At 72.2% G+C, this 26276-nt stretch carries 23 protein-coding genes and 1 riboswitch; of the genes, 7 read left to right on the top strand and 16 right to left on the bottom strand.

The features are described 5' to 3' along the window. Nucleotides 1-7 precede the first annotated feature (7 nt). Complete coding sequence (locus tag HS048_RS14425; protein WP_084007938.1) at nt 8-775, bottom strand: metallophosphoesterase; 768 nt, start codon at nt 773-775, stop codon at nt 8-10. Between the two features lie 231 nt (nt 776-1006). Here HS048_RS14425 and HS048_RS14420 point away from each other — a divergent pair, with 231 nt between their 5' ends. Next, the gene (locus HS048_RS14420) at nt 1007-2812 is read left to right on the top strand and encodes a long-chain fatty acid--CoA ligase (protein ID WP_196467216.1); all 1806 of its coding nucleotides are present in this window, start codon (nt 1007-1009) and stop codon (nt 2810-2812) included. A 139-nt stretch (nt 2813-2951) separates the two neighbouring features. Here HS048_RS14420 and HS048_RS14415 read toward each other — a convergent pair whose 3' ends face one another. The 8 genes from HS048_RS14415 to HS048_RS14380 form a co-directional block, all read right to left on the bottom strand. Then, nucleotides 2952-4082, bottom strand: a complete 1131-nt coding sequence (locus HS048_RS14415; protein ID WP_196467215.1) for a glycosyltransferase family 4 protein — start codon at nt 4080-4082, stop codon at nt 2952-2954. Then, complete coding sequence (locus HS048_RS14410) at nt 4079-5371, bottom strand: M48 family metallopeptidase (protein ID WP_196467214.1); 1293 nt, start codon at nt 5369-5371, stop codon at nt 4079-4081. Before HS048_RS14410 ends, HS048_RS14415 begins: the two co-directional genes overlap by 4 nt. Next, a complete protein-coding gene (locus HS048_RS14405; protein ID WP_196467213.1) occupies nt 5368-6147 on the bottom strand; it encodes a hypothetical protein in 780 nt (259 codons plus the stop codon). The genes HS048_RS14410 and HS048_RS14405 overlap by 4 nt, the downstream gene beginning before the upstream one ends. Before the next feature lie 161 nt (nt 6148-6308). Continuing rightward, a complete protein-coding gene (locus HS048_RS14400; protein WP_068894473.1) occupies nt 6309-6815 on the bottom strand; it encodes a C40 family peptidase in 507 nt (168 codons plus the stop codon). A 109-nt stretch (nt 6816-6924) separates the two neighbouring features. Next, nucleotides 6925-7083, bottom strand: a riboswitch (cyclic di-AMP (ydaO/yuaA leader). A 426-nt stretch (nt 7084-7509) separates the two neighbouring features. After that, nucleotides 7510-8496 carry a C40 family peptidase gene (locus HS048_RS14395; protein ID WP_068894255.1) on the bottom strand — a complete coding sequence of 329 codons (987 nt, stop codon included), beginning with the start codon at nt 8494-8496 and terminating at the stop codon, nt 7510-7512. A gap of 156 nt (nt 8497-8652) precedes the next feature. After that, nucleotides 8653-9975, bottom strand: coding sequence for an NYN domain-containing protein (locus HS048_RS14390; protein WP_196467212.1), 1323 nt, complete (start codon nt 9973-9975; stop codon nt 8653-8655). Nucleotides 9976-10105: 130 nt separating this feature from the next. After that, nucleotides 10106-10759 carry a response regulator transcription factor gene (locus tag HS048_RS14385; protein WP_068894474.1) on the bottom strand — a complete coding sequence of 218 codons (654 nt, stop codon included), beginning with the start codon at nt 10757-10759 and terminating at the stop codon, nt 10106-10108. A 299-nt stretch (nt 10760-11058) separates the two neighbouring features. Beyond that, on the bottom strand, nt 11059-12318 hold the full coding sequence (locus HS048_RS14380; RefSeq protein ID WP_307832469.1) for a histidine kinase: 1260 nt from the start codon (nt 12316-12318) through the stop codon (nt 11059-11061). Nucleotides 12319-12485: 167 nt separating this feature from the next. Between HS048_RS14380 and HS048_RS14375 the strand changes: the two genes are divergently transcribed. Both HS048_RS14375 and HS048_RS14370 read left to right on the top strand, forming a co-directional pair. Continuing rightward, the gene (locus HS048_RS14375; protein WP_374058763.1) at nt 12486-14396 is read left to right on the top strand and encodes a DEDD exonuclease domain-containing protein; all 1911 of its coding nucleotides are present in this window, start codon (nt 12486-12488) and stop codon (nt 14394-14396) included. A gap of 44 nt (nt 14397-14440) precedes the next feature. Then, a complete protein-coding gene (locus HS048_RS14370; protein ID WP_068894257.1) occupies nt 14441-14728 on the top strand; it encodes an Lrp/AsnC family transcriptional regulator in 288 nt (95 codons plus the stop codon). Here HS048_RS14370 and HS048_RS14365 read toward each other — a convergent pair. The 3 genes from HS048_RS14365 to HS048_RS14355 all read right to left on the bottom strand — a co-directional run bounded on the left by HS048_RS14365 (nt 14712) and on the right by HS048_RS14355 (nt 17337). Continuing rightward, the gene (locus tag HS048_RS14365) at nt 14712-15545 is read right to left on the bottom strand and encodes a sensor histidine kinase (RefSeq protein ID WP_196467211.1); all 834 of its coding nucleotides are present in this window, start codon (nt 15543-15545) and stop codon (nt 14712-14714) included. The genes HS048_RS14370 and HS048_RS14365 overlap by 17 nt on opposite strands. Before the next feature lie 186 nt (nt 15546-15731). Then, nucleotides 15732-16781 (bottom strand): anthranilate phosphoribosyltransferase, encoded by a 1050-nt coding sequence (gene trpD / locus HS048_RS14360; protein WP_084007942.1) that lies wholly within the window; start codon nt 16779-16781, stop codon nt 15732-15734. A gap of 157 nt (nt 16782-16938) precedes the next feature. Further along, nucleotides 16939-17337, bottom strand: coding sequence for a hypothetical protein (locus HS048_RS14355; protein WP_068894476.1), 399 nt, complete (start codon nt 17335-17337; stop codon nt 16939-16941). Between the two features lie 195 nt (nt 17338-17532). On the opposite strand from HS048_RS14355, the gene HS048_RS14350 reads away from it, so the two are divergent. Genes HS048_RS14350 through HS048_RS14335 form a run of 4 tightly spaced genes read left to right on the top strand, consistent with a single transcriptional unit; the run spans nt 17533 to nt 21743 of the window. Then, nucleotides 17533-18150, top strand: coding sequence for a heme-copper oxidase subunit III (locus HS048_RS14350; RefSeq protein ID WP_084007943.1), 618 nt, complete (start codon nt 17533-17535; stop codon nt 18148-18150). Between the two features lie 16 nt (nt 18151-18166). Beyond that, nucleotides 18167-18979: a c-type cytochrome gene (locus HS048_RS14345; protein ID WP_153054055.1), complete on the top strand. Its 813-nt coding sequence runs from the start codon at nt 18167-18169 to the stop codon at nt 18977-18979. After that, entirely contained in the window at nt 18976-20088 is a 1113-nt protein-coding gene (locus HS048_RS14340; RefSeq protein WP_196467210.1) for a ubiquinol-cytochrome c reductase iron-sulfur subunit, read from the top strand. The genes HS048_RS14345 and HS048_RS14340 overlap by 4 nt, the downstream gene beginning before the upstream one ends. Next, complete coding sequence (locus tag HS048_RS14335; RefSeq protein ID WP_196467209.1) at nt 20085-21743, top strand: cytochrome bc complex cytochrome b subunit; 1659 nt, start codon at nt 20085-20087, stop codon at nt 21741-21743. Before HS048_RS14340 ends, HS048_RS14335 begins: the two co-directional genes overlap by 4 nt. A 193-nt stretch (nt 21744-21936) precedes the next feature. On the opposite strand, the gene HS048_RS14330 is transcribed toward HS048_RS14335, so the two are convergent. The 4 genes from HS048_RS14330 to coxB all read right to left on the bottom strand — a co-directional run bounded on the left by HS048_RS14330 (nt 21937) and on the right by coxB (nt 26251). After that, nucleotides 21937-23214 carry an Ig-like domain-containing protein gene (locus tag HS048_RS14330; RefSeq protein WP_196467208.1) on the bottom strand — a complete coding sequence of 426 codons (1278 nt, stop codon included), beginning with the start codon at nt 23212-23214 and terminating at the stop codon, nt 21937-21939. A 234-nt stretch (nt 23215-23448) separates the two neighbouring features. Then, the gene (locus HS048_RS14325; protein ID WP_068894263.1) at nt 23449-23844 is read right to left on the bottom strand and encodes a cytochrome c oxidase subunit 4; all 396 of its coding nucleotides are present in this window, start codon (nt 23842-23844) and stop codon (nt 23449-23451) included. Then, nucleotides 23841-25502 (bottom strand): cytochrome c oxidase subunit I, encoded by a 1662-nt coding sequence (gene ctaD, locus HS048_RS14320; protein WP_196467207.1) that lies wholly within the window; start codon nt 25500-25502, stop codon nt 23841-23843. Before ctaD ends, HS048_RS14325 begins: the two co-directional genes overlap by 4 nt. Continuing rightward, entirely contained in the window at nt 25499-26251 is a 753-nt protein-coding gene (gene coxB / locus HS048_RS14315; protein WP_307832467.1) for a cytochrome c oxidase subunit II, read from the bottom strand. Before coxB ends, ctaD begins: the two co-directional genes overlap by 4 nt. Between the last annotated feature and the right edge of the window lie 25 nt (nt 26252-26276).

The following is a 26276-nucleotide window of genomic DNA, read 5'->3' as shown; positions in this document are numbered from 1 at the left end:
TCCGGCCTCACCACTCCAGCGCGAAGGGCGTCCCGGTGCCCCGGAAGTGGCCCACGTTGACGCACTCGGTCCGGCCGATCCGCACCCGGCTCGCCAGGGGCTGGTGCACGTGGCCGAAGAGGGCGTAGCGCGGCCGGGTCCGCCTGATCGCCTCCAGGGTCGCCTCGCTGCCCCGCTCGAAGCGGCGGGCGACGACGTCGTAGAGGAGCTCGGGGACCGCCGGAGGGATGTGGCAGCAGAGCACGTCCACCTCGCCGACCGCCTCGACCTTGCGGGCGAACTCCTCGTCGTCGATCTCGTTCGGCGTCCGGTACGGCGTGCGCAGCCCGCCCCCGACGAAACCGAACCGCAGGCCGCCGATCTCGGCGGTCTCCCCGTCCAGCACGCGGTGGCCCGGGCGGGCGTACTCCGGCCAGTAGCGCGGCAGGTCCACGTTGCCGGGGGTGAGATAGGCCGGGACGGGCATCGCGGCGAAGAGCTCGCCGTACTGGCGGCGGACGGAGCGCTCGATGTGGTCGCGCGGGTCGCCGTCCAGCGACGCCCAGAGCCCGGCGGACATGGCGCGGGCCTCGTCGAACCGCTTGGCGGTGCGCAGCGCGATGAACTCGGCGGCCCGCTCCGCGCCGAAGAGCTCGGCGAAGATGCCCTGGGAGTGGTCGTCGTAGTCGACGAAGAGGATCAGGTCCCCCAGGCAGACCAGCGCGTCGGCGCCGTCCCCCGCGCGGGCCAGGGCGTCGGCCCTTCCGTGCACATCGCTGACGACATGAACCCGCATGGCGGACATCCTAGCCAGTCGGCGTCCGGGCCTTCTGCCTCGAATTCCGACATAAGTAACAAATAGGATGCGACGCCTCGGGCGGCGGCCGCTTCAGGGGGTCCCACAGGAGGAGGCTGATAGCGTGAAATCGCCCTTCGTAACGCCTGGGTGACGAAACTACCCACGCGTAACTTATCGCGATAACTTCCTGTTGACCCATCTCGATCCGTGCGTATTCAGGAGTGACCCGTGCGCGAGTACAGCGTTCCCGTGCTGGTGGACGTCCCCTCTTCCGCCAACCTGACCGACACGGTGTTCCAGCGCGCCGAGCGGGAACCGGGCGCCGTCGTCCTGCGCCGGAAGGTCGGCGAGGACTGGGTCGCCGTCACCGCCGGGGAGTTCCGCGACCAGGTCGCCGCCGTGGCCAAGGGTCTGATCGCCGCGGGCGTCGAGCCGGGCGACCGGGTGGCCCTGATGTCGCGCACCCGCTACGAGTGGACCGTGATCGACTACGCGATCTGGTCCGCCGGCGCGGTCGGCGTGCCGGTCTACGAGACGTCCTCCGCCGAGCAGGTGAAGTGGATCGTCTCCGACAGCGGCGCCAAGGCGATCTTCGTGGAGCTGGAGTCCCACGAGGAGACCGTCCGCGAGGTCCTCCCCGAGCTCGGCGGGCTGGAGCACGTCTGGCGCATCGAGGGCGGTGCGGGCGGCGGGGCCGTCGCCGAGCTGACCGCGGCCGGCGCCGGGGTCTCCGACGAGACGCTGGAGGAGCGCAGGAGCGGGCGCGGCATCGCCGACCTGGCCACGATCGTCTACACCTCCGGCACCACCGGCCTGCCCAAGGGCTGCCGGCTGACCCACGACAACCTGCTGTTCACCGCGCGGAACGTGGCCCACGGCCCGCTGGAGCGACTGTTCACCGTGGAGAACCGCTCCGTGCTGCTCTTCCTGCCGCTCGCACACGTGTTCGCCCGCGTCATCCAGCTCGTGCTCATCGAGACCGGCACGGTCATGGGGCACACCCCGAACATGAAGAACGTCGCCCCCGACCTGCAGGCGTTCAAGCCCACGTTCCTGCTCGGCGTGCCGCGCGTGTTCGAGAAGGTCTACAACGGCGCCGAGCAGAAGGCCACGGCCGAGGGCAAGGCCAAGATCTTCCACGCCGCGGCGGGCACGGCCATCGCGTGGAGCCGGGCGGAGTCCTCCGGCGGCGCCGGACTCGGCCTCAGGCTCAAGCACGCCCTGTTCGACAAGCTGGTCTACGGCAAGCTGCGCGCCGCCACCGGCGGCAACCTGCGCACCGCCGTGACCGGCGGCTCGGCCCTGGGCGAGCGGCTCGGCCACTTCTTCCGGGGCGTGGGCATCGAGGTCCTGGAGGGCTGGGGCCTGACCGAGACCTCCGCGCCCTCCACGGTCAACATGCCCGGCGCCAACAAGATCGGCACCGTCGGCAAGCCGTTCCCCGGCGTCACCGTCGGCATCGCCGACGACGGCGAGATCCTCGTCAGGGGCCGCCACATCTTCAAGGGCTACTGGAAGAACGACGAGGCCACCGCCGAGGCGATCGACGCCGACGGCTGGTTCCACACCGGCGACATCGGCGAGCTCGACGCCGAGGGCTACGTGCGCATCACCGGCCGCAAGAAGGAGATCCTCGTCACCGCGGCGGGCAAGAACGTCGCCCCCGCCCCGCTGGAGGACCGCATCCGCGCCCACCCCCTGGTCAGCCAGGCGCTGGTGGTCGGCGACGACAGGCCGTTCGTCGCCGCGCTGGTCACCCTCGACCCCGAGGCGCTGGAGCCGTGGAAGGCCGCCAACGGCCGGGAGGGGGCCACGCTGGCCGAGCTCAGCACCGACCCGGTGATCGTCGCCGAGGTGCAGAAGGCCGTCGACGACGCCAACCGGTCGGTCTCCAAGGCCGAGCAGATCAGGAAGTTCACGATCCTCGACATCGAGCTCAGCGAGGAGACCGGGCACGTCACGCCGAAGCAGTCGATCAAGCGCAACGTCGTGATGCGCGACTTCGCCAAGCAGGTCGACGAGCTGTACGGCTGAGCCCGCGGAGCCGCGGGACCGGGGCGGCCGCGCTCCGGGCGGCCGGGTCCGGCATCCGGGCGGGGCGGGCATCGGTCCGCCCCGCCCCGCCCGTTCCGGGATCGCACCCGGTCCGGGCACCCGGTTCCGGCCGCGTCCTTCAGAGGCCCGGGTCCAGGATCCGGAGGAACCGGGACGCCACCAGGTCCCAGCTCCACTCCCGGCCGGCCCACTCGCGCCCGCGCTCCCCCATCGCCCGGGCGCGGGCCGGATCGCCGAGCAGCTCCACCAGCGCGGCCGCCACCGCCCCGGCCGAGCCGCCGTCCACGACGAGGCCGGTCTCACCGTGCAGCACCGCGTCGGGCGCCCCGCCCGAGGAGCCCGCCAGCACCGGCAGCCCGCTGGCCGACGCCTCCAGGTAGACGATGCCGAGCCCCTCGACGTCGATGCCGCCCAGCCGGGTGCGGCAGGGCATCGCGAACACGTCCCCCAGGGCGAAGTAGCCGGGCAGGTCCTCGGCGGCCACGGACCCGGTCAGCCGGACCGAGTCGCGCAGGCCCAGGCGGCCGGCCAGCCGTTCCAGGCTCCCCCGGTACGGCCCGCCGCCGACCAGCAGCAGCCGGGCGTCCGGCACCGCCCGCAGCACCCGGGGCCAGGCGCGGAGCAGCGTGTCCTGGCCCTTGCGCGGCACCAGCCGGGAGACGCAGACCACCACCGGCCCGGCGGCGCACCACGACCGGAGCGCGGAGCCCTTCCCGGACGGCTCCGCCCCCGGGGAGAACACGCCGGTGTCCACCCCCGGCGCGAGCCGTACCAGCTTCTCCTCCGGGATCACCGCGGCGAGCAGCCGCCGGGTGTACTCGCCCAGGTAGGTGACCGCGTCGGCGTGGCCGCCGATCGCGGCCAGCAGCCGCCGGGCCGCCGGGACGCGGGCCCAGGACGCCTCGTGGCCGTGGGTCAGCATCACGACGCGCTCCGCCCCCGCCGTCCGGAGCCGCGGCGCGAGCAGGCCGAGCGGGGCCGCCGCCCCGAACACCGCCGTGTCGCACTTGTGCTCGGCGAGCAGGCCGGCGGCCCGGCGGGCCACCGGCGGGGTCGGGAGCATCAGCGAGGTGGGGTGGCGCACGACGGGGTACGGCTGGCGCGCGTCGAACGCCTCGCACCCGGCCCAGCGGGGGGCGTAGACGACCACCGAGCCCGGGGGCATTCGGACGGCGAGCCCGTGCACGAACGACTGGATGCCGCCGGGGCGGGGCGGGAAGTCGTTGGTGACGATCAGCGTGCGCTTCACGGCTCCGGCAGGCCGTTCAGCGCGGCCCAGGAGCGCGCCGCGGCGATCCGCTCCGGAATGGCGGGGTGGGAGGCATAAAGAACATATTCAACGACATCTGGTGATAAATCAGAAATATTGGCCACGGCCAGCCGCTTCTGCATGGCCGCGAACGTGGCCGGGTCCCGCGTCAGGTTCAGCGCGTGCACGTCGGCCCTGGCCTCGATCTGCCTGCTGACCGCGTTCTGCACCGGCCCGGAGAGCACGGTGGCCAGGCTCAGCAGCCCCATGACCAGACCGGCGGCCCGCGGGTCGGCGAGCGAGGCGACCCCGGTGCGCCGGCGCACCGGGCCCGACGAGGCGACGAGGTACAGCAGGCACGCCCCGCAGGCCGCGCCCAGCGCGCCGACCAGCGTGCCGTACAGCACGTCCCCGGTGGCGGCGTGGCCCAGCTCGTGCGCCACGACCAGCTCGACCTCCCCGGCCGGGGCCCGCAGCAGCGTGTCGTAGACCACGATCCTGCGGGTCGCGCCGAATCCGGAGACGTAGGCGTTGAGCGCGGTGGTCCGGCGGGAGGCGTCGGCGACGAGCACGTCCTCGACCGGCACGCCGTCGCGCTCGGCCATGGCGAGCAGGTCGTCGCGGAGCGGCCCGGCGGCCATCGGCGAGAAGTCGTTGAAGACCGGCTCCACCAGCACCGGATAGGCGAAGGAGACGGTCACGGTCAGCGTGAAGGCGCCCAGCGCGGCGGGGATCCACCAGCGCGCGAAGCGCCGCGCCAGCGCGACGACGGCCAGCACCATGACCGCGGTGAGCGCGGTCCTGATCCCGATGTTCTTGAGCCGGTCGGCGGTCCACGACGGCCAGTCCTGGGTGGACAGGCCGTAGTCCCGCAGGTGGACCTCCTGCCACATCCCGAACGGCCAGCGCACGAGCTCCACCGCCACCGTGACGGCGAGCACGCCGAGCAGCACCCGCAGCCACCACCGTCCCCCCGGAAGCCGCTCCAGCAGCCGCGCGCCCAGCGGGGTGGCCACCAGCAGCCCGGCCGCCACCAGGGTCAGGCCGAGCGACAGGTAGGCGGGCGGGCCCACCACGGCGTCGAACGCCTGGGACCGGGCGATCTGACCGGCGGTGAAGTCGCGGGCCGGATCCGGCTCCACCCGCGGCGCCGCCGCGGGCAGCGCCCGCCACGGCGTGCTGAGCGCCACGACCCCCAGGGTGACCGCGCCGAGGGCGGCCAGCGCCCACCCCGCCGCCCGCGGGCTCCCGGGCCGGGCGCCGGACGCCCGCGCGGTGCTCGACGTCATGCGAGTTCCTTCCGGAGGTGGTCGCGCCAGCCCGCGGTGAACTCCGCCGCGGTCAGGCCGAGCGTGGTCCCGACATCGCTACCGTAGAGCCTCACGAGGGCCCGCTCGCCGAAACGTGCGGCGACGTAGCGGCAGGCGAGCCAGGCCTCCTCGTAGACCTGCGGGAGCCGCGCCCCGCCGGGGGCGAAGTCCCCCGGACCGGGCAGCCGGTCCGGCAGCACGCCCGCCCGCACCTCCCGGGCCAGCTCCGCGGCGACCCGGCGGACGTCCAGCCCCGTGCCCGCGTAGCCGACGTAGTCGGCGAACCCCTCCGACAGCCACATCGGCACCCGGCCGCCCCGGGTCGCGCCGGTGGCCACGTGGACGAGCTCGTGGGTGAGGACCACGTCCCTGCCGACCTCGCTGAGCCGCGCGTAGCCGCCCGGCAGGACGACCACCCGGTCCGCGGTGGCCAGCGCGGCCAGCCCGCGCGTGGCCGCGACCCCGGCGGCGCCCGCGAGCACCGCGGCCTGCGCGTCGGTCTCCGGGAACAGGACCACCGGGCGGACGGGCCCCCAGATCGCGGCGATCCTGCGGCGGGCGCGGTCGGCCCGGGCGGCGAGGTCCGCCAGCAGACCGGCGACGGCGCGGTCCCCGACGACGACCGAGCCCTGCCCGCGGACCACGACGGCTCCCGGCCACGGGACGGCCGGGAGCGGCGCGGACGCGGCCAGCGCGGCGCCCGTGAGCGCCAGCATCCCGGCGAGTACGGCGCGGCGCCCCTGGGGGACGGACATGTGCGCCGATGCTACGCGACGCGGGCCGGCGGATCCGCCCGGGCGCCGGGCACGGAGCGGTCCCCGTACCGGACGCTGAGCGGCCCCGCCCGTCACGGGGACGGGCGGGGCCGCTCGGCACCTGCGCCTTCCGGCGGCACGCCCGCCGCCGGACGGCCCGGTCAGCCGCCGGGGCGGACCGCTCCGGCGAAGGAGGAGCGGTAGTAGTGCTTCAGTTTCACGATCCGGACCGTCCTGCCGCTGCTCGGCGCGTGGACCATCCTTCCCTTGCCGACGTAGATGCCGACGTGGCCCTTGCCGTAGAAGAAGAGCAGGTCACCGGGGCGCAGGCTGCGCCACGAGACCTTCTTCCTGACGGCGCGGTACTGGCTGTGCGTGATCCGCGGGAGCCGTACCCCCGCCTTGCGCCAGGAGTACTGCGCCAGGCCCGAGCAGTCGAACGCACGGGGACCGGTCCCGCCCCAGCGGTAGGGGGCGCCGACCTGCCGCTTGGCCACCGAGACGGCCTTGGCCGCCTTCGCCTTCTGCCGCGCGGCCTTGCTCAGCCTGGTGACCGCCTTGGCGCTCGCCCCGGTGAGGGGGGCGCCGCTCATCCGGGTGACCGCGACGGCTCCGGCCTGTACCGCGGTCGCGCCGTTCGTCGCCGCCCGCGCCTGCGCGGAATTCATTCCGACCGCACCGGCCGACGCGGTCAGAGTGAGCGCGAAACCGCCCACGGAAAGGCGAAAAAGGCGCGACGAACAGGGGTTCTGCAGGGTGGTAGACAGGATTTCTCCTTGGGACTTCCACTGATGCCTACCGGGTTAGCTGACGGATTCGGGCAGGGAAGACGCCCTACGGCACAACGGCGTGCCGATTCACCCCTGGCAATGGGAGCATGCCTTTGGTTCCCCGGTTCCATGCCTCATGGCTGCATGGATTCGGCAGGTCACGACGGTGTAGGTGCTTCGCGTGACCGCTTGGATTATTCATCTGGACACAGCCCGAGAGGCCGGTGCACTGCGACGGCATGGCTTGCTCGTCGCGACGCCAGAAGTTACCCCGATCCCCAAACATCGGCAAAGACGCTGCCCCGTCCGAAGATCGGGGAGCCTCTTCCCTCTTTTCATAACCGCTGGATAACGGCGAGTCCACCACCGCGATATGACCCTCGTCACATTTGGAGATCCGCTGCCTGAACGTTGTCACTCCCGTAACTCCAGTAACAGGAGTAATGATCTTGTCCTGACACGGAAGAGCCCGCGAGCGCGGGGCTCGCGGGCTCGGGCGGCGCGGACGGGGACCGAGACGGGGCAGGGCGGGGCGGGGGCGGCGTCAGGGACGGGGCGGAGGACTGCTTCCGAGACGGGAGCGGGGGCGGCGTCAGGGACGGACCGCGCCCACCAGGCGGCGGCCGTACGCCGACAGGTCGACGACCTTCACGACGTCGCCGGTCTGCGGGGCGTGGACGATCTGGCCGCCGCCGACGTACATGCTCACGTGTCCCAGGCCCTCGCTGAAGATGAGGTCCCCGGGCTGGAGGTCGTCCAGGGAGACCCTGCGGCTCGCACCCCAGCTCCACTGCTCCCAGGTCGTCCGCGGGAGGCTGACGCCCCCGGCGCGCCAGGCGGCCTGGAGCAGGCCGGAGCAGTCCCAGCCGCCGGGTCCCGTGCCGCCGTACTGGTACGGCTTGCCGACCTGGGCGAAGGCGAACTGGAGCGCCTTGCGGGCGCTCCCCGAGGCGGAGCCGGTGTAGGTGATGCCGGGGCTGTTCGGGTCGCCCGCCCGGTAGGCGCCGAGCTCGCGCAGGAGCTTGATCTGGGCCTTGACCATCTTGTCGGCCTTGGCCTTCTGCTCGGCCAGCTCGTCGCGGTACTCGTCGGCCTCGGCCAGGGCGGTCTTGGCCTTGTCCCGGTCGGTCCGCAGGGTCTTGGTGGCCTCGTCGAAGGCGTTGAGGGACTGGGCGCGCAGGGCCGACATCTGGTCCACCGCGGCCAGGCCGCTCAGCAGGTCGCTCGGGTCGGGCCGGGTGATGAGGCTCTCCCAGCCGGTCACCGTGCCCGCCTGGTAGCCGCTGACGGCCATCGCGACCAGTTCCCGGCGCAGACCGGCGACCTTCGCGCTCTGCTTCTCCAGGGCGCCGTTGAGCGTCCGGTAGCGCGTGCGGGCCTTCTTCCACTTCTCGCCGGCCTGGTTGTACTTCTCGACGATCTTGTCGGCCTGGTCGTTGAGCTTCTCCAGCTTCTTCTTGGCCTCGGCGATCGTCGGCTTCGGCTCGGCGAGCGCGTCACCGGCCGGCAACGCCGGCAGCAGGAACGCCACGAGAGCCAGTCCGGCCGCCACGGGCACCCGCCCATAACACTTCGGCATACCCGCCACGGCCACTACTACGCCCTCCCGCCGTAAAGACCTGGGGCGAATAGTACAGAACCAGTAAGGTCCAGCTCACCTTTTCGCCCGCTTCCCCGCCTTCCCGCTCTCGCCGGGCACCCGGCCCGGCGGAGACGACGAGCGGCCGCGGAGGGCTCAGGCGCGTCCGAGGCGCTTCAGGAGCAGTGCGGCGGGCACCGGACGCGCCCCCATGCGGCGGACCGACTCGGCCACCTCGCGGTCGGAGGAGACCACCGCGAGCGCCCGCCCGACGGGCTCGGCGCGGACCAGCTGGCGGATCAGGTCGTCGGCGATCTGCCCCGGCGCGCTGAACAGCACCCGGACCCCTCGCGGCGCCGACACCGGGACCGGCCCGTCCAGCTCGGCGCCGTCGAAGACGCAGGTCAGCTCGGTGCGGGTCTGCGCGTACAGCGCGCCGAGCCCGGTCAGCAGACGGTTGCGCTGGTCGGCCAGGGTGAGGGTGCCGTAACCGGTCTTGGTCACGTTGTAGCCGTCCACGATCAGATGGATCTGCGGCAGCGCGAGCAGCTGGTCGAGCAGGGCGGGGTCGTCGTCGGCGAGCGCCCGGGCGGGCACCGCCCGGACCCCCGGCCTGCCGGGGGCGACCGAGGCGACCGAGTCGGCCGGCCGGTTGATGCCCGAGGGCAGCGCCAGCTCCCTGCGCAGCCCGGCCGCGGCGTCCGCGAGCGCGTCGAGCAGCACGCGGACCTTGGTGTCCTCCTCGCTGCGGCCTTCGCGGGCGGCCCGGCGGGCGGCCTCCAGCTGCCGCTCGGAGTCGGACAGGCGCTCCCGCAGGCGGCGCAGCTCGCTCTCCCCCGCGCTGCCCGCCGACGCGGCGGCGGCCCTGGCCTCCTGCGCGGCCTCCTCCATCGCGGCGGCGTGCGCCTCGGCCGCCCTGGCCCGCTCCCGGGCCGCGTGCAGCTTGTGGCGCAGATCGGAGACCTCCGCCCGGGCGGCCTTGAGCTGCTCGCGCAGCCGCTCGGACTCCTCCCTGGCCGCGGTCTTCTGCGCGGCCAGCTGCTCGCGCAGCCGGGTGACCGCCTGCTCCTGCGCCGAACCCTCCGCGACGGCCGCCGAGCGCTCCAGATCGGCGCGGGCGGTCTCCACCATCTCCACCCAGCCGGGCGGCCTGGTCAGATAGGCCGCGGCGGCGACCAGGACGGGCTCGGCGGCCGGGGGGACGGCGCCCTCCGCCAGCCCGGCGACCAGCTCGGGCAGACTCGCCGCCAGGACCTCGGCGACGGCCTCCCGGAACTCCTTGTCCGTCTCCAGCTGCGCCGCGATCGGCGTGCTGCCCAGCCGGGCGCGCTTGCGCGGCTCGAACCTGGCGATGTTGCGCAGCGGCGGCGGCACCGCGGCGGCGGGCATGGATCCCAGGACCTGGGACGCCAGGTCCACGACGTGCGTGCGGACCTGCTCGGGCAGCGGACGAGACAGGCCCTCTCCGGCTGAACTCATCAACGGCCCCTACTCGGATCGGTCTATCCGTCAAGGGTACGGCCCTCCCACCCCGCCCCCGACACGGTGGGACACCGGCCGCGGCTTCCGTACGGCGAGGGACCCCGCCGTACGGCACGGCGGGGACCGGCTAGCCGAGGTGCCCGGCGTCCTGGACGGTCAGCGCGATCTGGACCCGGTTGTTCAGCCCCAGCTTGGCCAGGATCCGGGAGACGTGGGCCTTGACCGTCGCCACGCTCATGTACAGCTCGGCGGCGATCTCCGCGTTCGACCTCCCCCTGCCGACCGCGAGCGCGACCTCCCGCTCCCGGTCGCTGAGACCGGACAACAGCCCCAGCGCCCGCTCGCGGCGCGCGCCGGCGCCGTCGTCGGCGACGTGCGCGATGAGCTGGCGGGTCACCGCGGGCGAAAGGATGGGCTCGCCCGCCCCGACCCGGCGGATCGCGGCCACCAGGTCCGCGGGCGGGATGTCCTTGAGCAGGAACCCGGCCGCTCCGGCCCGCAGCGCCCGCAGCACCTGGGCGTCGGCGTGGAACGTCGTCAGGACGACCACCTCGGGCGCCGGAGCGGCGGCGCGCAGCCGCTCGGTCGCGGTCAGGCCGTCCACCCTGGGCATGCGGATGTCCATCAGCACCACGTCGGGCCGGTGCCGGGCCACCAGGCCCGGCACCTCGTCCCCGTCCGCCCCCTCCCCCACGACGGCGATGTCGCCGGAACCGCCGAGGATCATCGCGAGCCCCGCCCGGACGAGGGCGTCGTCGTCCACGATCAGCACCCGGATCACCGGGCGCGGCGGCGCCTCCCCGCCGCTCACGTCCCCCGGGCCGCCCGTACCGCTCCTGACACCGCCCACACCGCCCACACCGCTCCTGACACCCTCAGCACCGCCCACACCGCTCCTGACACCCTCAGCACCGCCCACACCGCCCACACCGCCCACACGGCTCCTGACACCGCCGGCACCGCGAGGACCGTCCGTGCCGTCCGTGCCGTCCGTGCCGTCCGTGCCGCCGATGGCGTCCGTCCCATCGGTACCGCTCATATCAACCGCATCCCCATGCTGCTCCACACCGCTCGCCCCGCTCATTCCGGCCACGGCAGCCACGCGCCGAGCCGGAACCGGCCGTCGGGCGCCGGGCCGTACTCCAGGCGGCCTCCCATGAGTTCGGCGCGCTCGGTGAGCCCGATCAGCCCGGTGCCGCTGCCCGGCACGGACCGGCCGCCCGTCACGGGATTGACGACCTCGACGGTGAGCCCCTCGCCGGGCCCGCCCGCCACGGTGAGCTCCACCGGCGCGGCGGCGGCGTGCTTGCGCGCGTTGGTCAGCCCCTCCTGCACGATCCGGTAGGCGTTGCGGCCGAGCCCCGCGGGGACGCCGGACGGGTCGCCGACCCGCAGGTCGAACTCCACCTCCGTGCCCGCCAGCCGGGACTCCTCCACCAGGTCCGCCAGGGTCGCCAGGGTCGGCTGGGGCCGGTCCGGCCGGTCGGACGTGGCCTCCCCGGCGGTCGCGGAGCCGCCGCCGTCCTCCGGATCCCCGGAGCCGAGCCGGAGCACGCCGATGACCTCGCGCAGGTCCTGGAGCGCCTGGTGCGCGCCCGAGCGGATCACCTCCGCCGCCCTGGCCACGTCCCGCGGCGGCATGTCCGGCCGGTACTCCAGCGCACCCGCGTGCACGCTGAGCAGGGAGAGCCGGTGGGCGAGCACGTCGTGCATCTCGCGGGCGATCCTCTCGCGCTCCAGCCGCCTGGCCCGCGTCACCTGGAACGCCGCCTCCACCTCGGCCCGCTCCGCCCGGTCGCGCAGGGAGAGCACGAGCTGCCGGCGCGCCCGCACGAACATCCCCCAGCCCACCACGACCAGCAGGACCAGCACCGACACCAGCGCCTCCATGGCGTAGGGCATCGTGGGGTCGGGCCACAGCTGCAGGTAGACCGGGAGCGTCAGCAGGTTCACCCCCACCACCAGCGCCATGGGGCGGAACGGCCGGTGCACCACCACCGTGAACAGCGCCACCAGGGCGGGCACGCTCGCCATGTTGGAGACGGTCGAGACGAGGGTGAGCACGAGGGCGAGCCCCACCGGCCAGCGCCGGCGCAGCCACACGGCGACGCACGCGAGCGCGCCCACCACCTGGTCGATCGCACGGATCGGTTCGGTGGCGCCGACCAGGCCGTGCACCTCGTCCGCCGTGATCAGCCCCAGCCCGGCGGAGAGCAGGAAGACGGCGATGTCCACGATCCAGTCGCGGGTCGAGCGCCGGACCGCCGACCGCCTCCCCTCCGGGGCGTCCTGCAGGGTCGCGGGCAGCAACCACCGGTACTCCAGCACGTGCTCGGTCACATGTCATGACATTACGACCGGAGGAAGCGTCCCGGAACCGACCAAAGTCGATGCCGTGCCCGCTTCCGGCCGCTCTCCGGGCGGGCCACCGGGACCGCTCTCCGGGCGGGCGGGGTCCGCTCTCCGAGCCACCGGGTCCGCTCTCCGGCCGGGACCGCCGGCGCCGAATGTCGGTCGCGGCTCCTATGGTCGTGACCGTGGAACATGCCGTGCAGGGAACGCTGGACGAGCTGGGCACCCCGCTCAGCCAGATCACCTTCGTGGTCTTCGACCTGGAGACCACGGGCGTCTCGGCGGGCGAGCACGCGATCACCGAGATCGGCGCCGTCAAGGTCCGGGGCGGGCAGGTGCTGGGCGAGTTCGCCACCCTGGTCCACCCCGGGACGCCGATCCCGCCGTTCATCTCGGTGCTGACCGGCATCACCGACGCCATGGTCGCGCAGGCCCCCCGGATCGAGTCCGTGCTCCCCTCCTTCCTGGAGTTCGCCGCGGGCTCCACCCTGGTGGCGCACAACGCGGGCTTCGACGTCGGGTTCGTCAAGGCCGCCTGCGCCGCCTTCGGATACCCCCCGCCCGCCCATCCCGTCGTCGACACCGTCACCCTCGCCCGCAGACTGCTGACCCGCGACGAGGCGCCCAACTGCAAGCTGGCCACGCTGGCCCGGCTCTTCAGCTCGACCGAGCCCTGCCACCGCGCCCTCTCCGACGCCCGCGCCACGGTGGACGTGCTGCATGCGCTCATCGAGCGGGCGGGCTCCTTCGGCGTACACACCCTGGAGGAGCTCAAGGGCTTCACCCGCGCGCCCACGCCGGAGCAGCGCCGCAAACGGCACCTGGCCGAGGCGGTCCCCGCCGCGCCGGGCGTCTACGTCTTCGAGGACGAGCGCGGCGACGCGCTCTACGTCGGCAAGAGCGTCAACCTCCGCACCCGGGTGCGGAGCTACTTCACCGCGAGCGAGACCCGCCCCCGGATCCGGGAGATGGTCGGCATCGCCGCACGGGTCCGGCCGATCGTCTGCGCGACCCCGCTGGAGGCCGAGGTGCGGGAGCTGCGGCTGATCGGCGCGGCCAAGCCCCGCTACAACCGCAGGTCCCGCTTCCCGGAGAAGGTCGTCTGGCTCAAGCTCACCGACGAGCCCTTCCCCCGCCTGTCGATCGTCCGGGAGGTCAAGGACGACCGGGCCGCCTACCTGGGCCCGTTCACCAGCGTCCGCGCCGCCGACGACGCCCGCACCGCGCTGCACGAGGCGGTGCCGCTGCGCCAGTGCACCGAGCGGCTCTCCCCGCGCAGGGGCCGTCCCGCGTGCGCGCTGGCCGGGATCGGCAGGTGCGGCGCGCCGTGCGAGGGCCGGCAGAGCCCCGAGGAGTACGGCCGGCACGCCGCGGCCGCCCGCCGGGCCATGGAGGTGGACGCCGCCCCGGTCTTCGTCGCGGTCGAGGCGAGGATGGCCCGGCTGGCCCTGGAGGAGCGCTACGAGGAGGCCGCCGCCGACCGCGACCGGCTCACCGCCTACGTCCGCGCCTCGGCCCGCATGCAGCGGCTCCGGTCGCTGACCTCGATCCCGCAGCTGGTGGCCGCCGCCCCCGCCGCGGACCGCGGCTGGGAGATCCACGTCGTCCGGTACGGCCGCCTGGCCTCGGCCGGGGTGATGCCCGCAGGCGCCCATCCGGCGCCGTTCGTGGACGCGCTGACGGCCACCGCCGAGACCGTCGTGCCCGGTCCCGGGCCCACCCCCGCGGCCGGCGCGGAGGAGACCGAGTGCGTGCTGCGCTGGCTGGAGGGACCGGGCGTGCGGCTGGTCCGGATCGAGGGCGGAGCCGGAGACCCCGCGGGGGAGCCGGCGGAGAGCGGGACGGGGGGCGACGGCGAGGAGGCGGGGGGCGACCGGGACGGGGCGGCGAACGACCCGACTGGAACGGCGAGCGACCGGGCTGGAACCGCGAGCGGGACCGGTGCCGGGTGGAGCCTGCCGATCACCGGGTCGGCCCGCCTGCTGGCGCGGCTCGAGCGGGCCTACCGGGCCGGTCCGGGGCAGGGGGAATCGCACCGGCGGCGCGAGGGCCGGCCGCTGCGCTGATAACTTCGGCACCAGACAAGCCGTACTCAACGAGGAGGAAGCTCGTGGTCACCGCGATCGTGCACATCAACGCCGAGGTGGACCGGATCCCCGAGGTCGCCCAGACGATCGCCGAGATCGACGGGGTGAGCGAGGTCTACTCCATCACCGGCGAATACGACCTGCTGGTCATGGTCCGCGTCGCGGCATACGAGGAGATCGCCGAGGTCGTCCCCGGCCGGATCAACAAGGTGGACGGGGTGCTGCACACCGAGACGCACATCGCCTTCCGCGCCTACTCCCGGCACGACCTCGAGGCGGCCTTCTCCATCGGCCTCAACGAGGCGGACTGACCGCCTCCCAGGGCGGGTAGGTCGCCCGGGCGTCCGCCGTGGGCAGCCGGGCCCGGAGCTCGGACCCGCCCTCCTCCAGGGACACGGTCTCCAGCGTCCCGCCGAACAGCGTGACGCGCTCCCTGATCCCGACCAGGGCCGGTCCCGCGGTGTCCGCGGTCCCCGTGCCCGCCCCGGGGCCGGCCCGCCCGTCGTCGCGGACCAGGAGGTCCAGGAAGCCCGGCCGCCAGCGCAGCGTCACGCAGGCCGACCGGGCCCCGGTGTGCCGCAGCGTGTTGCCCAGCGCCTCCTGGACGATCCGGTAGGCCGACAGCTCCAGGGCCGGGCCGATCTCGACGGGCCTGCCGTCCTCGACCACGTCCACCGAGAGCCCCTCGGTGCGCACCCGGGCCAGCAGGTCGGCGAGGTCGGCCAGCCGGGGCTGGGGCGCCCTGGTCCGCGCCCCGCCCTCGGCGCCCTCGGCGCGCAGCAGTCCCAGCGCGCGCTGCAGCTCGGTGAGCGCCTGGCGGCCGGACTCCTCGGCCGCCCAGAGCGTCTCCCGGGCCCGGACCGGGTCCTTGTCCATGATCATTCGTCCCGCGCCGACGCCGAGCGTCATCATGCTGACCCCGTGGGCGACCACGTCGTGCAGTTCGTGGGCGATGCGCGCCCGCTCCCGGGTCAGGGCGGCGCGGGCCAGGGCGTCCCGCTGCCCGGCCCGCTCGGCCTGCTCGTCCCGGAGCCGCCGGGCCAGACGCCGACGGTCGCGGGCGAGCCACGCCGCCGCCGCGGCGAGGACGGCCACCGCGGACAGGGACAGGGGCAGGAGCCAGCTCACCGGGTCCCCCCGGGCGCGGAGATCCCGGGTACGGGCCACGGGGAGACGGAGATCGGCAGGTCGGCACGGAGCATGACGGGCAATGTACGGCCTCCGCCGGAGGTCCCGCGTCCCCTCGCAGACGGATGCCCCGTCCTCCCCCGAGGTGAGTGCCCTCCGGCGCCCGTCAGGGTCGCGGCCCCGCCGTCACCGGCCCGGCCGCAGGGACCCGCTGACCTCGATCCAGCGGGCGAGGGCGGCGGCGGCTGCTCCGGAGTCCACGGCCTCGGCGGCCCGGGTGTGGGCCGCGGCCATCGCGGCGTCCAGGTCGTCGCCCGCACCGTCCAGCGCGACCAGCGCGGCGGCGGCGTTGAGCAGCACCGCGTCGCGCACCGGCCCGGTCCTGCCGCCGAGGAGGTCGTGCACGGCCTGCGCGTTGAAGGCCACGTCCCCGCCGCGCAGCGCGTCCGCCCCGGCCCGGGGGATGCCGAGCACGGCCGGGTCGAAGACGGTCTGCGTGGCGACGCCGTCCCGGACGATCCAGACCGTGGAGGTGGTGGCGATGGTGAGCTCGTCAAGTCCGTCGTCGCCCCGGAAGACCAGGGCGGACACGCCCCGCTCGGCGAAGACCCCGGCCACGACCGGGAGCATGCGGGCGTCGTAGACCCCGATCGCCTGGGCGGCCGGGCGGGCCGGGTTGGTCAGCGGGCCGAGGAAGTTGAAGACCGTCGGCACGCCGAGCTCTTTCCGCGGCGGGCCGGTGAAACGGAACGCGGGGTGGTAGACCGGCGCGAAGCAGAAGGCGATGCCCGCCTCGGCGGCGACCCTGGCGGTGTCCGCCGGGGCCAGGTCGAGCACGACGCCGAGATGCTCCAGCACGTCGGCGGCTCCGCAGGAGGAGGAGGCCGCCCGGTTGCCGTGCTTGACCACCCGAGCGCCGGCCGCGGCGGCCACGATCGCCGCCATGGTGGAGACGTTCACCGTGTGCGCCTGGTCCCCGCCGGTGCCGACGATGTCCACGACGGGGCCCTCGACCGAGAGCGGGGTGGCCAGCTCCAGCATCGTGCGGGCCATGCCGGTCACCTCCGAGACCGTCTCGCCCTTGGCGCGCAGCGCCACGGCGAAACCGGCGATCTGCGCGGGGGTCGCCGAACCGGACATGATCTCTTTCATCGCCCAGGCGGTCTCGTCCGCCGTCAGGTGCTCACCCGCGAGCAGGGCCGACAGCAGCGCGGGCCAGGTGGTGCGCGCGTCCATGAGGGTCTCCAGAGTGGTCTACCGGTCGTGCAACGGCGGTCGGGGTTGCGGCGGAGAACCGGGCGGGCCTGACCGGGCCGACCCGGTCGGGGGCGGCCGCGACGGCCTCTCCGTTTCTCCCGGGCGTCGCCCGGGTCTCTCCTGACCCGGCTGTCTCCTAGTGCGCGGGCAGGCGGGTGGAGAGCCGGCGGCGCATCAGGTCGGCGACGGTGTCGGCCAGCACCACGGGGTCGATCGGCTGGGGCACGACGGCCTCGGCGCGCGACCACTCGGCCAGCCAGCGGTCGTCGCGGCGGGCGATCAGCAGGCAGATCGGCGGGCAGTCGTGGACCTCGTCCTTGGCCTGCCGGGCGACGCCCATGCCACCGGCCGGCTTGGCCTCGCCGTCGAGCACCGCGACGTCGATGACGCCCGAGTCGAAGTGCTGGACGACCTTCGCGTGGGTGGCGCACTCCACGATCTCCACGAGGGGCACGTCGGCGGCGGGGCGGCGGCCGATCGCCTCGCGCACCCTCTGCCGGGTGCTTGCGTCGTCGCTGTAGACGAGGACCCTCATCTTGTCGTCGGTGCTCAAGGTCGCGCTCACTATCCCTTGTCGATGTATGGTCACCTGGGATGCTACCGGTCGGCCCGCCCGGAGACCCAGACCGGAGACAACAGGGCGCGGATTGCCCCTTACGTCCCGATTAAAGGGACGTTTACCCCCCCTACCGGGGGGCCGTGCGGCGACCCGACCAGGGGAGCCGCAATAATGCTGCCCGTGGCGACAGCATCCGCAATCTCAACGACGACGACAGCACACTCGTCCAACAGACCTGACCTGGTCAGCGTCGGGACGATCGTCTGGCTGTCCTCCGAGCTCATGTTCTTCGCGGCGCTGTTCGCGATGTACTTCACCATCCGGTCGGTGAGCCTCGGCCAGGGCCTGCCCTGGCCCGAGGCCCACCTCAACGTCCCGTTCGCGTTGGCCAACACGATCATCCTGGTCCTGTCGAGTGTGACCTGCCAGCTGGGCGTGTGGGCCGCCGAGAAGGGCCAGGTCGCCAAGCTGCGCTTCTGGTACATCGTCAGCTTCCTGATGGGCGCCGTCTTCGTCGCCGGTCAGCTGTACGAGTACAGCCAGCTGGTCCACGAGGGTCACACCCTGTCGCACAGCGCGTACGACTCGGTGTTCTACCTGACCACGGGCTTCCACGGCCTCCACGTGACCGGTGGACTGATCGCGTTCCTGTTCATGCTGGGACGCACGTACGCCGCGAAGCGCTTCACCCGTGAGCAGGCGACCAGCGCGATCGTCGTGTCCTACTACTGGCACTTCGTCGACGTGGTCTGGATCGGCCTTTTCGTGACCATCTATGGCATCCATTAAGGAATCGGGGATCTCTGTGAATAGGATCACCGCTGGGCGGCGGCATCCCCTCGCGAGATACGCCGTCCTGCTTCTGGCCTTGGGGCTGCTGGGGTTCACATACACCCTGGCGGCCCCGACGAGCGAGCGGGCCGACGCGGCCATCGCCTCCGGCAAGGCCGACGACGTGGCGGAGGGCAAGAAGCTCTTCGAGCAGAGCTGCTCCAGCTGCCACGGCCTCAACGCCGAGGGCGTCGAGGACCGCGGTCCCGGCCTCGTGGGCGTGGGCGCCGCCTCCGTGGACTTCCAGGTCAGCAGCGGCCGCATGCCCCTGTCCAACCCCGGAGCGCAGGCCCCGCGCAAGCAGCCCGCACCGTGGGTGAACGACGACACCGTCCGGCAGCTCGCCGCGTACATCCAGTCGCTCGGCGGTGGCCCGACCATCCCGACGGCCGAGCAGGTCGACGCCTCCAAGGGCGACAAGGCCAAGGGCGGTGAGCTCTTCCGCGCCAACTGCATCCAGTGCCACAACTTCACCGGCGAGGGCGGCGCGCTGACCCAGGGCAAGTACGCGCCTCCGCTCTACCCGGCGAGCGAGAAGCAGATCTACGAGGCCATGATCACCGGCCCGCAGGCCATGCCGGTGTTCAACGACAGCATCATCACCCCCGAGCAGAAGCGGGACATGATCGCCTACATCGTGGGCGTGCGCGAGCAGAAGGATCCGGGTGGCGCCGACCTCGGCCGCATCGGCCCCGTCACCGAGGGTCTGGTCGCCTGGATCGTGGGTCTCAGCCTTCTCTCGCTGGCCGCTATCTGGATCACCGCGAAGAGGCGACAGGCCCAATGACAGACAACAATCACGACATCGAGCAGCCGGGTGAGCGCGTTCCCAAGCGCGTCATCGGCACTCCCTCGCACGCCGCCACCGGCACGCCGCTGCTCGGCGCGGAGGAGCGCACCGGCCCGGCCGAGCTCCCCGGCGTGGACCTGCAGGACGAGGCGACGGCGAAGAAGGGCGAGCGGATCGCCGCCTTCTGCTTCCTCCTCACGTTCCTGGCGGGCATCGCGTTCATCGTCTCCTACGTGGCCTTCCAGGTCGGCGACCTGGACAGCGCGGCGACCTCGAACCTGGCCCTGGGCAGCTCGCTCACGGTGGCGCTGCTGGCCCTGGCTTCGGGCATCGTGGTCTGGGTCCGCATGGTCATGCCCAAGTACAAGCTCGTCCAGGAGCGCCACGAGATGGCCTCCGACGGCGAGACCCGGGCGTACGTCGGCGAGACCTTCCTGCAGGGCGCGGCCGAGAGCGGCATCACCAAGCGGCCGCTGCTGCGCCGTACGCTGCTGGCCGCCGCGGCCCCGCTCGGCCTGGCGCCGCTGGTGCTGCTGAAGGACCTCGGCCCGCACGAGTACGCCGACTTCCCGAAGAAGCTGCGGCACACCGTCTGGGGCGAGAAGACCAAGGAGGGCAAGCAGCGCAGGCTCGTCGTCGAGGGCACCGGCGCGCCGATCCGCGCGGCGGACTTCAACTCCCCCGGCGGCATCCTGTCGGTGGTCCCCGAGGGCTACGAGCACGATCTGAACGAGCTGGCCAAGTCCACGCTCATCCTGATCAAGTTCCGCCCCGAGGAGCTCAAGTCCGGCACCAACCGCAACTGGGCACCGGACGGGATCGTCGCATACTCTAAAATCTGCACGCACGTCGGCTGCCCCGCTGCACTGTACGAGCAGACCACGCACCACATCCTGTGCCCGTGCCACCAGTCGACCTTCGACGCAGCCGACGGCGCCAAGGTCGTCTTCGGCCCGGCCGCCCGGCCGCTGCCCCAGCTGCCCATCGCGGTGGACGGCGAGGGCTACCTCGTGGCCACCGGGGACTTCCCGGTCCCGCCGGGGCCGAGCTTCTGGGAACGCGGCGACGCCGAGGCCGAAGCCCGTGAGAAGGGAGGCCAGTCATGAGTGACGGAACCGTCCCGAAGCCCATCGCCGGCACCAGCTCGTTCCTCGACGACCGGCTGGGCGCCGGGAACTTCATGCGGCGCAACCTCCGCAAGGTGTTCCCGGACCACTGGTCGTTCCTGCTGGGTGAGATCGCGCTCTACTCGTTCATCGTCCTGCTGCTGACCGGCACGTTCCTGACGTTCTTCTTCAAGCCGAGCATGGAGCACGTGATCTACGAGGGCTCCTACGCCCCGCTCCAGGGCATCGGCATGTCGGCGGCGTACGCCTCGGCGCTGGAGATCAGCTTCGACGTCCGCGGCGGCCTGCTCATGCGGCAGATGCACCACTGGGCGGCGCTGCTGTTCGTGGCCGGCATGATGGTCCACATGCTCCGCGTGTTCTTCACCGGGGCCTACCGCAAGCCGCGCGAGCTGAACTGGCTGATCGGCGTCGGCCTGCTGACCCTGGCCCTGCTGGAGGGCCTGACCGGCTACTCCCTCCCCGACGACCTGCTCTCCGGCGCCGGTCTGCGGATCACCGAGGGCGTGGCCATCTCGCTGCCGCTGGTCGGCACCTGGATCACGTTCTTCCTGTTCGGCGGCGAATATCCGGGCGAGGACGTCATCTCCCGGTTCTACTCGCTGCACATCCTGCTCATCCCGGGCATCCTGCTGGGCCTGATCTCCGCCCACATGATCCTCATGTGGGTGCAGAAGCACACCCAGATGCCGGGCAAGGGCCGGACGAACAAGAACGTGGTGGGCGCGCCGTTCTACCCGGCCTTCATGGCCAAGGCCGGCGCCTACTTCATGTTCACCTTCGGTGTCATCGCCCTGCTGGGGACCTTCGCCCAGATCAACCCGATCTGGCTGTTCGGCCCCTACACGCCGGCGGACATCTCGGCGGGTTCTCAGCCCGACTTCTACATGGGCTTCCTGGAGGGCGCGCTGCGCCTGATGCCCTCGTGGGAGATCAACCTGTTCGGGCAGGGCGGCGGCACGATCCCGCTGAGCGTGCTGATCCCGGCGCTGGTCCCGATGGGCATCATCATGACGGGCCTGGCGGTGTACCCGTTCGCCGAACGCTGGATCACCGGCGACAACCGCGAGCACCACGTCGTGGACCGTCCCCGCAACAACCCGCACCGCACCGCGATCGGCATCTCCGCGATGACGTTCTACGGCGTGCTGTGGCTGCTGGGCGCGAACGACGAGCTCTCCTGGGTCCTGCACGTCTCGCTGAACTGGACCACCTACGTGGGCCGGGTCCTGGTCTTCGTGGCCCCGGTGATCGCCTACGTGGTCACCTACCGCATCTGCCTCGGCCTGCAGCGCAAGGACGCGGCGATCATCGGGCACGGCGTGGAGTCGGGCGTCATCAAGCGCCTGCCCCACGGCGAGTACATCGAGGTCCACGTGCCCCCGGCGCAGGACATCGAGGCCCACATGCGCGGCAAGGAGGCGGTCCCGACCCTTCCGGGTGCCGGGAACGGCTCCGACGGCGGCGTCCCGCCGAAGGCCCTGCGCGGCCCGATCGGCAGGCTCCGGGCCAAGATGAGCGCCGCCTACGGCGGTGAGAAGATCCCGCTGGACGACGGTCACGGTGACGGCCACGGTCACGACGACCACGCGGCCGTCGGCGCCGGTGGGGACGACAAGCCCGCCGTCCACTGACGGACCGGCGGTACGGCGGAAGAAGAGGGCCCGGGCGGATCATCCGCCCGGGCCCTCCGTCGTTCCCGCCCCTGCCCGGGTTCCATCCATTCAGGCGCCGCTCCCGCGTTCCCGCCGGTCCGGCGCATCCGGCGGACGGTCCGTCCCCGCCTTCACCGGTCGGCGGAGGACCCGCGGCCGGTCCGCCCCGCCGTCACTGGCCGGCGGAGGACCCGATCCCCTCGGTGGTGAAGCCCTTGAGCGTGCTCCACCTGGTCCACTGCGCCCAGTCCTCCTGCCAGTGGCCCCAGCCGTTGGTGGGTTCGAGCTCGCGGGGCGAGCCGGTGATGATGATGGGGTCGCCGATCAGGGTGTTGTCGATGAACCAGCGCGCATTGGCCGGGCTGACGTTGACGCAGCCGTGGCTCACGTTGGCGCGGCCCTGCGAGCCGACCGACCACGGGGCGCTGTGGACGTACTCGCCGCTGTTGGAGATCCGGACGGTGTTGTAGACGGTCTTGCGGTAGTAGCCGGGCTGACCGGGACCGATGCCGGGTGAGATCATGATGGTCACCGGCTCGCGGGACATGGCCAGGTGGATGCCGCTGGTCGTGTGGTACTTCCAGACGCCGCCCTGCCCCGCGCTCATCGGGATCTCCCTGATCTCCTCGCCGTCGCGCCGGACCGTCAGGCGGTGGGCGTGGACGCTGCCCGAGGTGATCTGGGATCTGCCGATCCGGAAGTCGAGGACGTGGTCGCGCCTGCCGTACAGACCCTCGCCGCCGCGCACCCCCGACAGCCGCGCCTCCAGGCGGACCCGGGTGTGGGCGGGCCAGAACCGCTTCGGCCGGAAGTGCACGTTCCGGTCGTCGAACCAGTGCCAGGCGCCGTGGACCGGCTTGGAGGTGCGCAGCAGCAGGTTGCGCTCGACGGAGAGCCGGTCGGTGACGTCCCGGTCGAATGTGATCATGATGGGCATGCCGACGCCCACGGTGAGACCGGTGTAGTCCCTGTGCGGCATGAGGCTCTGCACGGCGAAGCCCTCGGTGGCCCGGACCGTGGTGAAGGAGCTGGTGGACTCCGTCGTGCCGCCCTCCGGATCGGCCGCCAGCACGGTGACCTCGTAGGTGGTCCCGGGGGCCGCCGTCCCCCGGCTCCGCCACTGGGTGCCGTCGGCGCTCAGCACGCCCGGCAGCGCCGCCCCAAAAGCGCCCTTGGAGCCCTTCACGGCCCGTACGGTGACCTTCTCCAGGGTCCCTCCCCGGACGCCGACCAGGACGGTCGTGTCGGTCGGCACCCCCTGACTGCCGTCGGAGGGCATCACCATCACGGCGGGCTTCTCGCGCACCGCCTGCGGCGCGGCCGCGCCGGCCCGCGCGGACGGCTCCGTCGCGCCCTCGGTGCCCGCGGCGGCGGCCGCCGGGCATGACACCGCCAGCGCCAGGGCGAGCAGCCCCGGCCCATAGGTCGAACCACGGATCGCCTGCCGCACGTGCACTCCCTCTTCCCGGCCTGTCTCCAGATTTCGTTATTACCCGGAGTAAGCGGGCGAGCACGTCGCAGAGATACGCGAGTGATCAACAAACCTCAAACAAATCCAAAAAGCGGGCCGTGGAAGGAATTCCACGGCCCGCTTCCGGCGTCCGGAGGGCGTCCGTCCCGGTGACGCCCGCGCTGCCTCTCGGCCCGCTCGGCCCGCTCGGCGCACCCGGTGCGCTCAGTGCGCTCAGTGCGAGAAGTTGCCCCGGTAGTACTCGAAGACGAAACCGATCATGGCCATGATGATCGCGAAGACGCCGATGATGAACAGCCACCAGCCGATGACCAGGCCCACGGTGGCGAGCGCGACGGCCAGGCAGACGAAGAGCGGCCACCAGCTGTGCGGGCTGAAGAAGCCCAGCTCGCCCGCGTCGTCGCTGATCTCGCCCTGCTTGTTGTCCGACGGCTGGTCGCCGATCCGCCGGGCGGTGTACATCAGGTAGTAACCGATCATGAGCGCGAAGCCGACCGAGATCGCCATCGCCGTCGTGCCGACCGGCTCCTTGGACCAGAACCAGTAGACGACGTCCACCGCGGCGAAGAAGATGCCGCAGAGGATGAACAGCCAGCCCTGAACCTTCATCGGACCTCCTCCAGCTCACGCTTGGCCGGGGCGTACGGGTGCTTGAGGTCGAACGCGGGACGCTCGGACCGGATGCGCGGCAGCGAGGTGAAGTTGTGCCGCGGCGGCGGGCAGGAGGTCGCCCACTCCAGGGAGTTGCCGTAGCCCCACGGGTCGTCCACGGTGACCTTGGGCGCGCTCTTGGCCGTCTTCCACACGTTGTAGAGGAACGGCAGCGTGGAGGCGCCCAGCAGGAACGCGCCGATCGAGGAGACCATGTTCAGGTCGGTGAAGCCGTCGATCGGGCTGTAGTCGGCGTAACGGCGCGGGAAGCCCTGCGCGCCCAGCCAGTGCTGGACCAGGAAGGTGGCGTGGAAGCCGACGAACAGCGTCCAGAAGTGGAACTTGCCGAGCGCGTCGTTGAGCATCTTGCCGGTGAGCTTCGGCCACCAGAAGTAGAAGCCGGCGAACATCGCGAAGACCACGGTGCCGAAGACGACGTAGTGGAAGTGCGCCACCACGAAGTAGGAGTCCGTCACCTGGAAGTCCAGCGGCGGGGAGGCCAGGATGACGCCGGTCAGGCCGCCGAACAGGAAGGTGACCAGGAAGCCGACCGAGAACAGCATCGGCGACTCGAACGACAGGTGGCCCCGCCACATGGTGCCGATCCAGTTGAAGAACTTCACCCCGGTCGGGACCGCGATGAGGAACGTCATGAACGAGAAGAACGGCAGCAGCACCTGGCCGGTCGGGAACATGTGGTGCGCCCACACGGTGATCGACAGACCGGCGATGGCGATGGTCGCGCCGACCAGGCCGATGTAGCCGAAGAGCGGCTTGCGGCTGAAGACCGGCAGGATCTCCGTCACGATGCCGAAGAACGGCAGCGCGATGATGTACACCTCGGGGTGGCCGAAGAACCAGAACAGGTGCTGCCAGAGCAGCGCGCCGCCGGTGGCCGGGTCGAAGATGTGGGTGCCGAGCTTGCGGTCGGAGTACAGCGCGAGCAGCGCGGCGGCCAGCACCGGGAAGGCCATCAGCACCAGGATCGAGGTGAGCAGGATGTTCCAGGTGAAGATCGACATCCGGAACATGGTCAGTCCCGGCGCGCGCATGCAGACGATCGTGGTGATGAAGTTGACCGAGCCGAGGATCGTGCCCAGACCGCTGATGGTCAGGCCGGCGATCCACAGGTCGCCGCCGATGCCCGGCGAGCTGATCGCGTTCGACAGCGGGGTGTAGGCGAACCAGCCGAAGCTGGCCGCGCCGTTCGGGGTGAAGAAGCCCGACAGGGCGATGGTGCTGCCGAACAGGAAGAGCCAGTAGCTGACCATGTTCAGGCGGGGGAACGCCACGTCGGGCGCGCCGATCTGCAGCGGCATGATCGCGTTGGCGAAGCCGGCGAACAGCGGGGTGGCGAACATCAGCAGCATGACCGTGCCGTGCATGGTGAACAGCTGGTTGAACTGCTCGTTGCTGGTGAACTGCAGGCCCGGCTGGGCCAGCTCCGCCCGCATGACCAGCGCCATCACGCCGCCGATCAGGAAGAACACGAACGAGGTGATGAAGTAGAGGTTGCCGATCACCTTGTGGTCGGTGGACGACGCCCACTTCGCGATGATCGAACCTTTGCGGGTCGGCACCGGCGCGGGGGCGCCGGGCTGGTTTTCTGCGGTCACTGGGCACCCGCCTGGCTAGCGATGTACTGGTCGAATTCGGCCTGGGAGACGAGCTTCACGCGGAAGAGCATCCGGCTGTGGTCCACACCGCACAGCTCGGCGCAGCGGCCGGCGTAGGTTCCGGGCTCATCCAGCGTCTCGACCTGGAACTTGTTCTGCACGCCCGGGATCACGTCGCGCTTGAACTGGAAGGCCGGCACCCAGAAGGAGTGGATGACGTCCGGCGAGACCAGGTCGAACTCGATCCGCTTCTTCACCGGGAGCACCAGCTCCGGGGCCTCGGCGGCCTTGTAGCTGTCCGCGGGCCGGCCGATCACCTGGGCCTGCTTGCCGCCGACCTCGGTGGTGAAGCGCCAGCTCCACTGGAAGCCCTCCACCTTGACCTTCACGTCCGGGGTGGCCGACATCTCGTTGATGTAGTTCTGGTCCCGGGCGGTGAAGTAGAACAGCACGCTGACCATGATCAGCGGCACGATCGTGTAGAGCATCTCGATCGGCAGGTTGTAGCGCACCTGCGGCGGCAGCTCCGCGGAGTTCTTCCGCTTGCGGTGGAACGCGGCGGACCACAGGATCAGGCCCCACACGACCGCGCCGGTGGCGAGCGCCGCGATCCAGGATCCGTTCCACAGACTCTGGACGGCCTCGGCCTGCTTGGTGATGCCCTTCGGCATGCCGCCTCGGGACCACTCTTCGGCACTGCACGCCGTCGCGGACACCAGCAGCAGCGCCAGAGCGGCAGTGCGTGGCACCCGGCGGCGGGCCAACGGACGCCGT

Origin of the sequence: Planomonospora sp. ID91781, from assembly GCF_015711595.1 — a bacterium.
Taxonomy (GTDB): domain Bacteria; phylum Actinomycetota; class Actinomycetes; order Streptosporangiales; family Streptosporangiaceae; genus Planomonospora; species Planomonospora parontospora.
The sequence above is the reverse complement of the archived record's forward strand: the minus strand, read 5'-3'. Positions and strand labels throughout refer to the sequence as shown.

Coding starts and splice junctions, on each gene's coding strand:
- HS048_RS14425 (WP_084007938.1), bottom strand. CDS start 775: ATGCGGGTTCATGTCGTCAGCGATGTGCACGGAAGGGCCGACGCCCTG.
- HS048_RS14410 (WP_196467214.1), bottom strand. CDS start 5,371: ATGACGTCGAGCACCGCGCGGGCGTCCGGCGCCCGGCCCGGGAGCCCG.
- HS048_RS14405 (WP_196467213.1), bottom strand. CDS start 6,147: ATGTCCGTCCCCCAGGGGCGCCGCGCCGTACTCGCCGGGATGCTGGCG.
- HS048_RS14400 (WP_068894473.1), bottom strand. CDS start 6,815: ATGAATTCCGCGCAGGCGCGGGCGGCGACGAACGGCGCGACCGCGGTA.
- HS048_RS14395 (WP_068894255.1), bottom strand. CDS start 8,496: ATGCCGAAGTGTTATGGGCGGGTGCCCGTGGCGGCCGGACTGGCTCTC.
- HS048_RS14390 (WP_196467212.1), bottom strand. CDS start 9,975: ATGAGTTCAGCCGGAGAGGGCCTGTCTCGTCCGCTGCCCGAGCAGGTC.
- HS048_RS14375 (WP_374058763.1), top strand. CDS start 12,486: ATGTCGGTCGCGGCTCCTATGGTCGTGACCGTGGAACATGCCGTGCAG.
- trpD (WP_084007942.1), bottom strand. CDS start 16,781: ATGGACGCGCGCACCACCTGGCCCGCGCTGCTGTCGGCCCTGCTCGCG.
- HS048_RS14355 (WP_068894476.1), bottom strand. CDS start 17,337: ATGAGGGTCCTCGTCTACAGCGACGACGCAAGCACCCGGCAGAGGGTG.
- HS048_RS14350 (WP_084007943.1), top strand. CDS start 17,533: ATGCTGCCCGTGGCGACAGCATCCGCAATCTCAACGACGACGACAGCA.
- HS048_RS14340 (WP_196467210.1), top strand. CDS start 18,976: ATGACAGACAACAATCACGACATCGAGCAGCCGGGTGAGCGCGTTCCC.
- HS048_RS14335 (WP_196467209.1), top strand. CDS start 20,085: ATGAGTGACGGAACCGTCCCGAAGCCCATCGCCGGCACCAGCTCGTTC.
- HS048_RS14325 (WP_068894263.1), bottom strand. CDS start 23,844: ATGAAGGTTCAGGGCTGGCTGTTCATCCTCTGCGGCATCTTCTTCGCC.